A 14370-nucleotide genomic window follows, 5' to 3' on the forward strand; every position below is an offset into this window, starting at 1 on the left:
GAAGCGATCAAATTGCTGCATTCAATCTGCCGAATCTGCCCCGGGCTCACTGCTCATGCCAGCGGACAGCTCGTCCAGCGACATTTCAAACCCTGGAGCCATATGGGCCAGGAAATAATCCATCTCCGGCAGTTCCAGTACGCGCAGCTTCGTCGCGGTCTGCTCTTTGGCAGCAGCGAACTCGCGGTTGCCTGCAGCGACCTCCCAGACGCATTTCAGGTAGGCGTCCAGCACATCTGCTGCTTTGACATAGCGCAGCAGCCCGGCATCCTCTGAGCCGGGCGGGCTGTCCTGCGGCTGCAGGAGCGGCGTGTAGACCGCGCTTAGCTCCGGCGGAATCATCGCCGCCAGACGTTCGGCGGCGGCCCGCTCCATGTCGCGGAAGCTGGACAGCAGCCGCGGATTGTTATGTTTCACCGGCGTAGCGATATCGCCGGTGAATACCTCGGAGGCGTCGTGGAACAGCGCCATCACCGCAGCCCGGTCGGCATTTAGCGACCGCCCGAAATGAGCGTTGCCGATCGAGCACAGCATATGGGCCAGCAAAGCTACCTGGAATGAATGCTGCGCCACGTTCTCCGGAGCGGTGCTGCGCATCAGGCTCCAGCGCTGAATATATTGAAGGCGATACAAATAGGCTGAAAAATGGTAGTTCAATTTTTAAGTAACCCCTTTCATGAGCCGATTAATATGATATTATAATAACTAATTGTAACAGAGTTTAGACAACCTGGAACTGATGGAGAGGAGTCCTGAATGAAGATGCAGCATTTTGAAGACAGCATTTATAATCTGATCGTAGAGACCTCCACAAATTTGCCGGGCGATGTGCGCAGGGCGGTAGCGAAGGGGCGCGCGCTGGAAGACAGGGCGACCCGCTCGGGACTTGCTTTGACCACGATTGCACAGAATATCGGAATGGCTGAGCTTCAGGTATCGCCGATCTGTCAGGATACGGGGATGCCGACGTTTATTATTCATACACCTGTAGGCGTTAATCAGATAGAAATGAAAAAAGATATACACAGCGCCATTGTCCGGGCGACCCAAAACGGCAAGCTGCGTCCCAATTCGGTAGATTCGCTTACCGGCGAAAACAGCGGAGACAATCTGGGCGCCGGGACACCGGTAATCCATTTCGAACAATGGGAAGAAGAGGGCGTAGATGTCCGGCTCATCCTGAAGGGCGGCGGCTGCGAGAACAAAAATATCCAATACAGCCTTCCGGCAGAGCTGGAAGGACTGGGCAAAGCTGGCCGTGACCTCGACGGCATCCGCAAATGTATTCTCCATGCCGTCTATCAGGCACAGGGACAGGGCTGCAGCGCGGGCTTCATCGGTGTGGGCATCGGCGGAGACCGCACGACAGGCTATGAGGTGGCCAAGAAGCAGCTGTTCCGTAAGGTGGAGGATATCAACCCGGTAGAGGATCTGGGCAAGCTGGAAGATTATATTATGGAGAATGCCAACAAGCTGGGCATCGGTACGATGGGTTTCGGCGGCGAAGTCACGCTGCTGGGCTGCAAGGTGGGAGTGATGAACCGGCTTCCGGCCAGCTTCTTCGTCTCGGTGGCCTATAATTGCTGGGCCTTCCGCCGCCAGGGCGTGTTGGTTGATCCTGCGTCCGGCAAGATCAGGGAATGGCTGTATGAGAGCGGCACGGGGATTTCCGTTGATGACGCTGGAGTACCTTCGCCCGAGCCGGTAGCTGTGCATGCCGCAGGTGCTGCCGGGTCCGGTGTCGTTCCCGAGGATGCCACGATTCCAGGGGCTCCGGCTGTTTTGTCGGCCGCTGAAGCTGCTGAAGGCGCAGGGCAACCTGCAACGGCCGGCGGATCGCGCGAGGTCCGGCTGACGACGCCGATCAGCGAGGAGGATATCCGCAGCCTGCGGGTGGGTGATGTGGTAATCCTGTCCGGGGAAATGCACACCGGCCGCGATGCGCTGCATAAATACCTGATGGACCACGAAACGCCGGTTGATCTGAACGGTGCAGTCATTTATCACTGCGGTCCGGTCATGCTGAAGGATGAGGAAGGCTGGCATGTAAAAGCGGCAGGGCCGACTACAAGCATTCGCGAAGAACCCTACCAAGGGGATATTATTAAGAAATTCGGCATCCGCGCCGTGATCGGCAAAGGCGGAATGGGCCCCAAAACGCTGAAGGCTCTGCAGGAGCATGGCGGCGTATATCTCAACGCTATCGGCGGAGCCGCGCAATATTATGCCGAATGTATCAAGAAGGTCAATGCAGTCGACTTTATGGAATTCGGAATCCCCGAGGCGATGTGGCATTTGCAGGTAGACGGCTTTGCGGCAATCGTTACGATGGATTCGCACGGCAACAGCCTGCATGCTGATGTGGAGAAGGATTCTGCAGCCAAGCTGGCCCAGTTCCGCGAACCGGTGTTCAAATAAGTCATCAGGAAGATAAAGACCACAATAACAGAAGCCAACCTTCATTTTCACTCTGGAGCGAGGCTTCTTTTTTTGCCAATGTTCAGAAGAATTAAGGAGAAAAAACGAAGAAATTTAAATTTCTTGACAAGCATACGTTTGCATGGTAATTTCTTCTAGAAGGAAACCGGTTTCCCGAATTGCAATGCAGTGAGGCAAGTGATGGAAATGCATCTACAGTCTAACACAGGTTTTGTAAACGCTTTTATGAGAGGGAGATGAGAATGAAACGTAAACCATGGCTTATTCCCGTTCTAATCACGTCCATTGTTCTTTCGATCACGATGAATTTATTTGTGGTCCCGCCGTCGCAGGTTGAAGCCGCCAGCATAGGCACTGTTACCGAAAATGATACGATCTATCAGATTATGGTTGACCGCTTTAATGATGGGGATACATCCAATAATGCGACCGGCGCTGCAATCCGTTACGGAGAGAACTCGGAAGAAGATTTCCGTTACATGAAGGGCGGCGACTGGCAGGGGGTTATTGATAAGCTCCCCTACATTCATAACATGGGATATACGGCAATCTGGATTTCTCCGGTCGCTGAGCCACAAATGACGAACCGCGAGAACAACGGCACCGGGAAAAACACGGCTTATCATGGCTACAACGTGAAGAACCCGAATGCTGCCAACCCTTATTTCGGAACAAAAGAAAAACTTAAGGAGCTGGTAGACAGCGCCCATGCTCTGGGAATAAAAGTGGTTATTGATGTGGTGCCGAATCATATTGGGGACTACATGCTCGGCAGTCAGGCTTATTATGATATACCTTCATTGCAGCCGGCCGCCCCTTTTAATAATACGTCTTGGTATCATCATAACGGAGATATCAATTGGTCGCTGGCCGACGGAAGATATGATCAGTGGGCTCAGGACTACATGGAGAATCATGATCTCGGCGGGCTGGATGATATCGATTTCGATGTTCCGGCGGCGAAGCAGGCTGTGTTCAATTCCATCAAGGGCTGGTTTGATTATACCGGGGCGGATGGCGCCCGTGTCGATGCAGCCAAGCTGATGAAGCCTACGGACATTGGAGAGCTGGAAGATTTGCTGGGCGTCAATACCTTCGGCGAGAACTTTGACGGCAATGCCGAATTTGTCTCCCGCTGGGTAGGCAGCAGCAAGGAATGGGGAATGCTCGACTTCCCGTTGTTTTTCTCCGTGCTGAACAGCTTCGCCTACGGCCAATCTTTTGAGTCCAACATCAAAAGTACGCTGGCGCTCGATTCCCTTTACAATGGAAATGCCAACCATATGGTCACCTTTATAGATAATCATGACCGCAACCGTTTCCTGACGGAAGCCGGAGGAAACGTTGAGAAGCTGCAAAATGCATTGTCCTTTATTTTCACTGTTCGCGGAACTCCTGTGGTCTTCCAGGGCACAGAGCAGAATAAGGGCAACGGCAACGGCCAGATTATGACCGGCGGAATCGCCGATACCTGGAACCGCTGGTCGATGGTGAAACGGGATGCAAACGGCAATGTGCTTCAGAACTATTTTAATGAAGACGCGAGCACCTTCAAGCATATCGCCAAGCTGAATGAAATCCGCAAAAATAACCCGGCCCTGCGCACCGGCACCCAGCGTGAAATGTGGGCTGCCCAGAACCTGTACGCGTTCTCACGCCGCATTGATACCGGGGCCAATGTCGGCCAGGAGGTCATCTCTGTATTCAGCAATGCCTCGAGCGGTTCGCAGACCCTCACTATCCCGCTGCGCGCTGAAAGCACACTGACTGCGGGAACGGTTCTGGTGAACCAGTTCAATACGTCTGACAAAGTGACAGTGCAAGCGGGAGGGGTAACGGGCAAGCAAATCACTGTAACTGTGGGCGCCAATACGGCCAAAATTTACTCCAAAACGCAGCCTGTTTCAGAAAACGAGCCTCCGACTGTGCCAACCAATGTGACAGCCACTGTGAAAAATGCATCCAGTGTGCTGGTAAGCTGGACAGCGTCCACGGACAACGTTGGGGTAACCGGCTATGAGGTTTACCGCAATGGCGTCAAGGTTGGGACTACTTCTACCACAACTTATACGGATAACGGGTTAGCGGGTAATACCAGCTATTCTTATACAATAAAAGCTTATGATGCTGCTTCCAACCTGTCAGGATTCAGCTTAGCCGCTCTTGTTCTCACACCTGCGGGGAACAATGTGACGATTTACTACAAGCAGGGCTATACCACACCTTATATCCATTACCGCCCGGCCGGAGGGACCTGGACGACGGCACCTGGCGTAGCCATACCGGCAGCCGAGGTGGCAGGCTACAACAAAATAACGGTCAATATCGGCGCTGCCACCCAGCTTGAGGCCGTCTTCAACAACGGAAGCGGCACATGGGACAGCAACGGTGGCAGCAATTATTTCTTCGGCACCGGCACCTGGACCTATACACCGACCGGAAATATCCAATCCGGCGGACCCGTGACACCGACAGCCACACCAACGGTGACACCGACTCCAACACCGACAGCCACACCGACGGTGACACCAACGCCAACACCGACAGCTACACCGACGGTGACGCCAACACCAACGCCGACTGCAACAGCAACGGTGACGCCAACAGCGACACCTGTGGGCAATACGGCGACGATCTATTACAAGAATACAGCTTTCAGCAATTCCTATATCCATTACAAGCTGGATGGTTCAACGACCTGGACGACCACTCCAGGCGTGCAGATGGAGTCATCCTCCTATGCGGATTATAAAGTACTAGAGATTCCGCTGGGCAATGCGGCGGGTCTGACCGCTGCCTTTAATAATGGCAGCGGCACATGGGACAGCAACGGCGGCAACAATTATCACTTTGGACCGGGGAGCTCGAGTCTGGTGAACGGCAGCCTGTCGGCTGGAGAACCGCAGGCCGACAGCGTGACGTTCCGGGTCAGTGTTCCGGGTACTACGCCTGCAAGCGGACCGGTGTATCTGACCGGCTCCTTTAACAGCTGGAACGCAGCGGACCCTGCTTACCAGCTGACCAAGGGAAGCGACGGCGTATATTCGATTACACTCAGCCTGCCTGCAGGAACTGCTGTGCAGTATAAGCTGACCCGCGGAAGCTGGGCGGCCGTAGAAACCGCCTCAGGCGGTACGGACATCGCCAACCGGACACTGACACCGGCAGGCGGAGCACAGACAGTCACGCTAACCGTGCAGCGCTGGAAGGATCAATAACAGCTGTCATTAAATCTCTGCCACACTAATCGGTTTCCAAATGGATGTTTATAAACAAGGAGCGGCTCCCCGGGAGGCCGCTCCTTATTCTTAGTTCTGCAATCACAAGCTCAGAACAGCTTATGGCTAAGCTAATTCCGGACAACATGTCTTAACGTGGATTCACGGGCAATAAGCTCCGGTTCCAGCAGCAGCTGCCGTGATCCCGTATTTTTGCTCTGGATAAGATCCATCAGCCATTGGCCGGAGGTTACCCCAAGCTTGAAGGTATCTATATTCAATGAGGTCAGGGGAGGTGTGGTGTATCGGGAGAAAGGGTATTCATCAAAAGCAGCCACACCGAGCTGTGCGGGGATTTCAATGTCCAGCTCGCGGGCGGCTCTTAGCACGCCGAAGGCAACATAATTAGTCATACATACGATGCAGTCGGGCCGGTCACTACCCTGCAGAAGCTGCATGGCGGCGCGGTAGCCTGCATGCTCGTCGGCTTGCCCATTCACAATTAATCTTTCCGGGGCGGACCTGCCTGCCTGGTTCAAAGCCTTAAGATAGCCGTTTATGCGGGAAGTGAAGATTCGCTCATGCGGCTCTCCGCCAATGAAAGCGGGCAGGGAGTAACCCTGCTCCAGCAGATGGCGTGTCAGCATTCTGCCGCCGGCTTCATTATCGAAATCGACCCAGCTGGCCGGATCGTTACTTTCGCCAATGGAGATGTAGGGGAACCCAAGCTGATCGAGCTGCGCGGACAGTTCTTCCGTCAGCACTGAATTGTTGGCGATAATTCCGTCGACGCGCTGATTGTAGACCAGTCTGTTCAGGAAATCTCCCTCTTCATCATTATGCTGCACATTGCAGAGGGTCAGCTCATATTTCAGCGGACCGATCACGCTCTCTATTCCACCTATAATGTTATAGAAGAATTGATTCAGAAATTCGCTTCCTTTGGACATGTCAACCAGCAGCCCCACGGTATTACTGCTCTGCCTGGCAAGACCGGTGGCGATACTGCTCGGGGTATAGTTCATTTGCTTCATAATTTCACGGACTCTGCGTTTGGTGTCCTGCGAAATTTTCGGAGAATCGTTCAGTACCTTGGAGACAGTTGACTTGGCGACATTGGCGGCTTTTGCAACATCCGAAATCGTTACTTTCATTAGATTTCCCTCTCGAATTTAACAGGTTTTGTAATGATAATACCATAAATCGGGTGGAGCCTTAATGTTTTACGTCTCTGCTGGCAGCACATGTTGTCCTATTTTTACACTGCGTTGATAATTGCCTGGAGAACTGGTATTTTAGCCAAAATGGAGGTAGGATGTTCTCAATGACATAATGACAAGGAAGAGGATTTTCAGATGAAACCGTTTCGTATCCGGCTTACTTTTATACTGATGACTATGATCGGGATTTCCATGATCGGCGCCGGACTTACCATGGCCCAATTGTTTAAGGACTCCCATATTGCGGCCCTGGAGGAAAACATGTCCCGGGAAATAAAGCTGCTCTCCGGAACGCTTCAGTTTGCCGATATGAACAGCTCCGGCGCATTGAATTTCTATACGGAGCAGGCCAAGCATATCTCTAAGCTGACCAATTCCCGGATCACCTTCATTACCAAGGACGGCAAGGTCATCGGCGATTCGGAGAAGGATCCGCTGCAAATGGACAATCACTCCACCCGTGAGGAGGAAGTGCTGGCCGCCAAGGAAGGAATCGGACGGGCGATCCGTTACAGTGATACACTCGACCGGCAAATGCTGTATGTAGCCGGAGCTGTAGTCTCGGATCAGGGGTTCGACGGTTATATCCGGCTCTCCATGGAGCTGAACGCGGTGACGGAAGGACTGAGCCGGGCTTGGCTGATTATGGCCGGGGGGCTGGTTCTGCTGTTTATTGCGGCAACCCTGGTGAGCTACAAGGTGGCTTCAAGCATGACCTCTCCGCTGGAGCAGATTACGCGAGTGGCCCGGCGCATTACTGATCTGGATTATGATGCCCGGGTGCCGATGAAGCGCAAGGATGAGATCGGTCAGCTTGCCACAGCAATCAATGCCATGGCCGACAGCCTGCAGACCCAGCTGAAGACGATCCGTGACAACGAGGATTTGTTGCAGAGCGTGCTGGATAATATGACCGGCGGAATTGTGATGATCAATGCGGAGGGCGAGATCGCGCTGCTGAACCGGGCATCGGAACATCTGCTGGACGTGAAGAACAGTGAAATGGCCGGCTATTCCTACAAGGAAATTAAGCATCATTATGAGCTTACCCGATTGATTGACGAGGGAGTTACCCGTAAGGAGGCAATCCACGAGGAGCGGAGCATTTATAACCCGGCTGAGCGGATCGTCCGGCTTGACGGTGTGCCGATGATGCAGGATGGCTCTTACCGGGGCATGCTGTTCCTGCTGCAGGAGGTGACGGAAATCCGCCGTCTGGAGAAGATGCGCAGTGAGTTCGTGGCCAACGTCTCACATGAGCTGAAAACACCGGTGGCTGCGGTAAAAGGGTTTGCCGAGACCCTGCTTGGAGGCGGCGTTACGGATGAGAAGACGGCACGTTCTTTCCTGCAGATTATTTATGATGAGAATGAACGGTTGAACCGGTTGATCGGAGATATTCTGGAATTGTCCAAAATCGAATCAAAGCGCGTACAGCTCGAATGCTCTCCTGTCCATTTAATTGAATTTTTTGATTCCGTACTGGGGACGCTCAGCAAAGTGGCAGAGAAGAAAAAAATCAGCCTCAGTGCAAATGTGCCGAACGAGCTGTTCGTGGAGGGTGATGAAGACAAGCTGCGCCAGATCTTTATGAATCTGCTCTCCAATGCAATCAATTACACGCATGATGGGGGAAGTGTGAAAGTAACCGTCGTTAACGGCCATAAGGCCGACGGCACAGAAACGGTTGTCTTTACCGTCAGCGATACCGGCATGGGCATTCCCCGCAAGGATTTGCCGCGGATTTTTGAACGCTTTTACCGGGTGGATAAGGCAAGATCGAGAAGCTCCGGCGGAACCGGCCTCGGATTGTCAATCGTGAAGCATCTGGTGGAGCTGCATCGCGGTTCGATTACGGTGGAGAGTGATCTTGGCATCGGCAGCTCGTTTATTCTGGAATTGCCGCTGCTGCAGGAGCAGGCAGAATAGGAGTAGGCTCGGTTTACAGCTGGACACGCTCCCGGAAGTGCGTTTTCAAATTTGCCAGTGGGCCCTTCAAGGTTTACTATGGAATTGAATTCTTTTTAAAAATTCAGAAGTCTTTAAGATTTTACACCGGGTTAACATTCCGGTGATATGATGGGCTTGCGAACTGATTTGTAAATTTAAAAACATATGAAGACGGGGGAACCTATGGCACAACGATTGCTTGTCATTGAAGACGAACCGACGCTGGCACGGCTGCTGTCCTATAATTTGACGCAGGAAGGTTATGAAGTGACGGTGGAGGATCATGGAACGGCAGGATATGACCGTGCGACTAGAGAACCTTTTGACCTGATCGTACTGGACCTCATGCTTCCGGGAATGAACGGGATTGATATTCTTGATAAACTGCGCGGACAAGGCATCCGTACGCCTGTTATCGTGCTGACTGCCAAAAATGCCGAAGAGGATGTAGTCCGCGGCCTGAAATCCGGTGCTGATGATTATATAACCAAACCTTTTGGTGTATCGGAATTGCTTGCCCGGGTCAGCGCAGTACTCCGGCGGATCTCCGGACTTGCCGAAGAAGTCCAGCCGGAAGCTGTAGTATCGGCATCGACGATTATTCTGGGACAGCTGGAGATTTACCCTGAACGGTATGAGGTTTCTCTGGGTGGAGTCAGCATTAATCTGCGGCCGAAGGAATTTGAAGTGCTGCTGTATCTGGCTCGCAAGCCGGGTGTGGTGCTGACGCGCGACGATCTGATGAATGCCGTATGGGGCTTTGATTATATCGGCGGACAGCGGACGGTGGATGTCCACGTCAGCTCACTGCGCAAGAAACTGGAGCTTGATCCGGAATCGGTCCATATTGATTCGATTCGCGGTGTAGGCTACAAACTGGTAGTTAGCAAGAAAAGAGCGCCTGTCATTTGAAATGACGGTGTTCTTTTTTTAAAATATACAAAGAATTGAAATAATAAGATCAACGGCACTTCGTGAAAACGGGACGATTGTCACCGATTTTACACTGCGTTAACAATTCTCTTCAACTGTATTTACACTGAAAGCTTATCATGGGGAACGAAGATGATGAGAAGGAGACGCAAAAACTAATGAAATCCATCATTGACATAGAGAAACTTGATCTCTACTATGAGTCTTTTCATGCACTGAAGGCTGTGGATCTGCAGATTCCGGAGAAACAGGTGACAGCTTTTATCGGTCCCTCCGGCTGTGGTAAATCCACATTACTGCGCACACTAAACCGTATGAACGACATGATTCCCGGAACACGAATTGAAGGTAAAGTGAACATCAGCGGCAAAAATATTTACAGCGACGAGGTTGAGGTGGAGAGCCTGCGCAAGCAGGTCGGCATGGTATTCCAGCAGCCCAATCCATTTCCCAAGTCGATCTATGACAATGTGGCCTACGGCCCCCGTCTGCATGGCGTACGCGCAAAAGCGGAGCTGGATGAACTTGTAGAACAAAGTCTGCGGCAATCCGCGCTTTGGGAGGAAGTTAAGGATTTTCTGAAGAAATCTGCACTTAGCCTGTCCGGTGGACAACAGCAGCGTCTTTGCATTGCCAGAGCGCTTGCGGTACAACCGGATATTCTGCTGATGGATGAGGCAACCTCCGCGCTTGACCCGGTATCCACACTGAAGATTGAGGAACTGGTACAGGAGCTGCGCGATAAGTACACCATTGTTATGGTCACACATAATATGCATCAGGCGGCCCGGGTGTCGGGCAAAACCGTGTTTTTCCTGAACGGTGTAATTGTAGAGGCTGCGGATACGGAACTGTTGTTCTCCAATCCAAAGGACTCCCGCACAGAAGACTATATATCCGGCCGCTTCGGCTAACCCCCCCGCAGGGACCCGTTCCTGGAAATGACAAGCTGACCATACGTTTTTGAGGAGGATCGCTTTTATTATGATTCGCAGAAAAGAATTCGATAAAGATCTGGAAGAACTACGCAGTCTGCTGCAGCAGATGGGCGAGCATGTAACGGATGCTCTGGAAGGTGCAATCGTAGCTTTGCAGACTCTTGACACCGTACGTGCACAAGAAATCGTCAAAGCCGATTTACGGCTGAATGCCATGGAAGACAGAATAATGGAAATCGGTTCGCGGCTGATTATCACCCAGCAGCCCGTAGCCAAGGACCTGCGCCGAATTATTGTTGCGTTCAAAATATCCAGCGATCTGGAGCGTATGGGCGATTTGGCACTGGATGTTGCGAAGGTTACGCTGCGCATTCAGGGCCAGCAATTGATCAAACCGCTGGTGGATATTCCGCGGATGGCTGAAATTGTGGCCGTCATGATCGACGAGGCGATTCAATCCTATCTGGATGAGAACACCGATCTGGCGTACAAGATGGCCCAGGATGACGATCAGGTCGATCATTTGTACAGTGCAACGATTAATGAACTGTACACTTATATGGTCGAAAAGCCGGAATCGCTGAATCAGGCGATGCTGTTGACGCTGGTTGGCCGCTATATCGAGCGGATTGCCGATCACGCGACCAACATCGGCGAAAGTGTGGTTTATCTCGTAACAGGCAAACGCCCGGATCTGAATCAATAACGAAGGCACGATTGAGCCGGTGCTGGCTGACCTTGTGCAGCAGCCCGGATTAATTTCGCGTGTACCTATTAAGCAGCAAACTCCTGTACTGGAGGCTTGCTGCTTTTTTCATTTTTATTTGGAAGTTAAGCGGTTTTAACAAGGGTAATAATGGAAATCCTACATTAAATACATAAATTCGGGCGCTTTCTCGAATTAGCCTTCTTTTCGGATGTCTTGGTTCTTTTTTGAGCGGGGCATATGTTACTATGTAGGGAGTAAGCAAGATAAAGGCGAGGTGCTATAGTGGACAAGTTGATACTAATCGATGGAAATAACATCATTTATCGCGCATTTTTCGCCATGCCGCCGCTGACGAATACGGCGGGGCAGCAGACAAATGCGGTATACGGATTTACGACGATGCTGCTGCGTTTAATAGAAGAGCATAAGCCGAGTCATCTGATCGTTGCATTCGATGCCGGGAAGATTACATTCCGGCATGAAGGGTATGAAGATTATAAGGGCGGCCGTCAAAAGACACCGCCGGAGCTCTCTGAGCAGTTTCCGATGCTGAAGGACCTGCTGCGTGATATGGGGGTGCCGCAGTTTGAGATTTCCGGTTACGAAGCTGACGATATTATCGGCAGCATCTCTCGTGAGGCTGATGAAGCCGGACGCCAGGTAATGATCGTGTCCGGGGACAAGGACATGCTGCAGCTGGCCTCGGAGTATACGACGGTGGCACTGGTCCGTAAGGGCGTTACAGAAGTCGAGCTGTACGGACCGCAGCAAATCCGCGAGAAATACGATCTGACGCCAGAGCAGATCATCGACCTTAAGGGGCTGATGGGCGATGCCAGTGATAACATTCCCGGAGTGCCTGGCGTAGGCGAGAAGACCGCACTTAAGCTGCTGCACCAGTTCGGTTCGGTCGAAGGCGTGCTGGCCGGAACCGGCGAGCTGAAGGGCAAGATGAAAGAGAAGCTGGAGGAACATGCGGACAGTGCCGTAATGAGCAAGAAGCTGGCGACGATTTACCGCGAGGTTCCGCTGGAGCATGCCTGGGTGGATATGGAATTCACCGGAATTAAGGGGGATACCGCCGGCCCGGCACTCGCCAAGCTGGAATTCAAATCCCTGCTTGAGCGCCTGTCGCTGAGCGCTTATTCGCCCAGCAGTGATGGAGCTGTAGAAGCGGTTGAAGCTGCCGTCCTGGATATTACCATCGTCGGTGAAAGTGAACTGGAGGACTTGATCTCCGCTCTCCCGGGCATTTCCGCGCTGCATGTGGAATCAAACGGTGAGAACCCGCACCGTGCAGAAGTGATTGGCCTTGGCTTGTCTTCGCCGGAGCGGCATTACTTCGTGCCGTTTGCACTGCTGCAGAGCCATGCAGCAGCTCAGCTGCGGGCCTGGCTGGGAGACAGCAAGGCACCGAAGAGCGGTTATGATCTGCACCGCGCCGATCTGGCGCTGCATTGGCAGGGGATTCCTTTTGCCGGAGCAGCCAATGATGTGCAGCTTGCTGCGTATCTGCTGGATCCGACGGAAGCGAATCAGAACTTGAATGATCTTACCGCCAAATATGGCCTGCCCCGCTTATCTCCGGATGAAGAGGTGTTCGGCAAAGGCGCCAAATATAAAATACCGGAGCTTGAAATCCTCGGCAATCATGTGGCGCGCAAAAGCGCTACCGTGCTTGGTATCGTCGAGAAGCAGCAGCAGGAGCTGACCGAGACGGCAATGACCGGACTGTTCGAAGATCTCGAAATGCCGCTGTCGCGCATTCTTGCCGATATGGAAAAACAGGGAATTGCCGTCAATAAAGAAGATCTTAAAGAGCTGGGGAAAGAATTCGAAGCCCAGATTTCCAAGCTGGTTGCTGAAATCTACGAGATATGCGGAACCGAGTTCAACCTCAATTCGCCTAAGCAGCTCGGGGAAATCCTGTTTGTGAAGCTGGGTCTGCCTGTTGTCAAGAAGACCAAAACGGGATATTCTACCGATGCCGAGGTGCTGGAGAAACTGGCCCCATATCATGATGTGGTGCGTCTGATCCTGCAATACCGCTCGATCGCCAAGCTCCAGTCCACCTATGTAGAGGGGCTGCTCAAGGAAGTCTCCGAAGTGACCGGTAAGGTTCATACCTTCTACCGGCAGACCATTGCCGCAACAGGAAGGCTTAGCAGCCAATTTCCGAATCTGCAGAACATTCCGATCCGGCTGGAGGAAGGCCGCAAGATCCGCAAGGTCTTTGTACCGTCCGAACCGGGCTGGTCCATTCTGGCGGCAGATTACTCGCAGATCGAACTCCGCGTGCTGGCACATATTTCCGGTGATGAGCGGATGAAGGAAGCTTTTTTGCATGATATGGATATTCATACCAAGACAGCGATGGATGTGTTCGGAGTCACGGCCGACCAGGTAGACAGCAACATGCGCCGGTCCGCCAAGGCGGTTAACTTCGGCATTGTGTACGGCATCAGTGATTACGGACTGTCGCAGAACCTGGGGATTTCCCGCAAGGAAGCATCACATTTTATTGAGCAGTACTTTGAAGTATATGAGGGTGTACGCCGCTACATGGACGATATCGTGCTTGATGCCCGCAAGCAGGGTTATGTAACCACGCTGCTGGAACGCCGCCGCTATCTGCCGGAGATCAATGCGAAGAACTTTAATCTGCGCTCATTTGCCGAACGTACGGCGATGAATACCCCAATTCAAGGGACGGCTGCAGACATTATCAAGCTGGCTATGGTCCATATGGACAAGGCGCTTTATGAGCGCGGGCTGAAGAGCCGCATGCTGCTGCAGGTGCACGATGAGCTTGTCTTCGAGGTGCCGGAAGATGAGCTTGAGCTGATGAAGGAACTGCTGCCCAAGGTTATGGCTGGCGCGCTCAAGCTCTCTGTGCCGCTGAAAGCAGAGGTAAGTTTTGGAAGTAACTGGTATGAGGCGAAATAGACTCCCCGCAGGCCCGG

The 14370-nt window shown here is 52.5% G+C and carries 9 protein-coding genes; 7 read left to right on the forward strand and 2 right to left on the reverse strand.

Features of this window, described 5'->3' with window-relative positions; translation table 11 throughout:
- Positions 1-21 precede the first annotated feature (21 nt).
- Positions 22-657 carry a 5'-deoxynucleotidase gene (gene yfbR, locus NSS79_RS10265; RefSeq protein ID WP_342439260.1) on the reverse strand — a complete coding sequence of 212 codons (636 nt, stop codon included), beginning with the start codon at positions 655-657 and terminating at the stop codon, positions 22-24.
- A gap of 105 nt (positions 658-762) precedes the next feature.
- On the opposite strand from yfbR, the gene NSS79_RS10270 reads away from it, so the two are divergent.
- A complete protein-coding gene (locus NSS79_RS10270; protein ID WP_342440338.1) occupies positions 763-2418 on the forward strand; it encodes a fumarate hydratase in 1656 nt (551 codons plus the stop codon).
- Between the two features lie 263 nt (positions 2419-2681).
- Complete coding sequence (locus NSS79_RS10275; RefSeq protein ID WP_342439261.1) at positions 2682-5657, forward strand: carbohydrate binding domain-containing protein; 2976 nt, start codon at positions 2682-2684, stop codon at positions 5655-5657.
- 131 nt (positions 5658-5788) lie between these two features.
- Here the strand turns inward: NSS79_RS10275 and NSS79_RS10280 are convergent, their stop codons facing one another.
- A complete protein-coding gene (locus NSS79_RS10280) occupies positions 5789-6811 on the reverse strand; it encodes a LacI family DNA-binding transcriptional regulator (protein ID WP_342439262.1) in 1023 nt (340 codons plus the stop codon).
- 201 nt (positions 6812-7012) lie between these two features.
- Between NSS79_RS10280 and NSS79_RS10285 the strand changes: the two genes are divergently transcribed.
- From NSS79_RS10285 to polA, 5 genes are all read left to right on the forward strand, one after another.
- Entirely contained in the window at positions 7013-8806 is a 1794-nt protein-coding gene (locus tag NSS79_RS10285; protein ID WP_076110647.1) for an ATP-binding protein, read from the forward strand.
- A gap of 204 nt (positions 8807-9010) precedes the next feature.
- Positions 9011-9739 (forward strand): response regulator transcription factor, encoded by a 729-nt coding sequence (locus tag NSS79_RS10290; protein ID WP_038588964.1) that lies wholly within the window; start codon positions 9011-9013, stop codon positions 9737-9739.
- Between the two features lie 179 nt (positions 9740-9918).
- Positions 9919-10674 (forward strand): phosphate ABC transporter ATP-binding protein PstB, encoded by a 756-nt coding sequence (gene pstB / locus NSS79_RS10295; RefSeq protein WP_038588967.1) that lies wholly within the window; start codon positions 9919-9921, stop codon positions 10672-10674.
- Positions 10675-10744: 70 nt separating this feature from the next.
- Entirely contained in the window at positions 10745-11404 is a 660-nt protein-coding gene (gene phoU / locus NSS79_RS10300; protein WP_076110645.1) for a phosphate signaling complex protein PhoU, read from the forward strand.
- A gap of 285 nt (positions 11405-11689) precedes the next feature.
- On the forward strand, positions 11690-14353 hold the full coding sequence (polA, locus tag NSS79_RS10305) for a DNA polymerase I (protein ID WP_342439263.1): 2664 nt from the start codon (positions 11690-11692) through the stop codon (positions 14351-14353).
- Positions 14354-14370: the final 17 nt, after the last annotated feature.

Source organism: Paenibacillus sp. FSL L8-0436 (assembly GCF_038593025.1).
In the GTDB taxonomy this organism is placed as follows: Bacteria; Bacillota; Bacilli; order Paenibacillales; family Paenibacillaceae; genus Paenibacillus_AQ.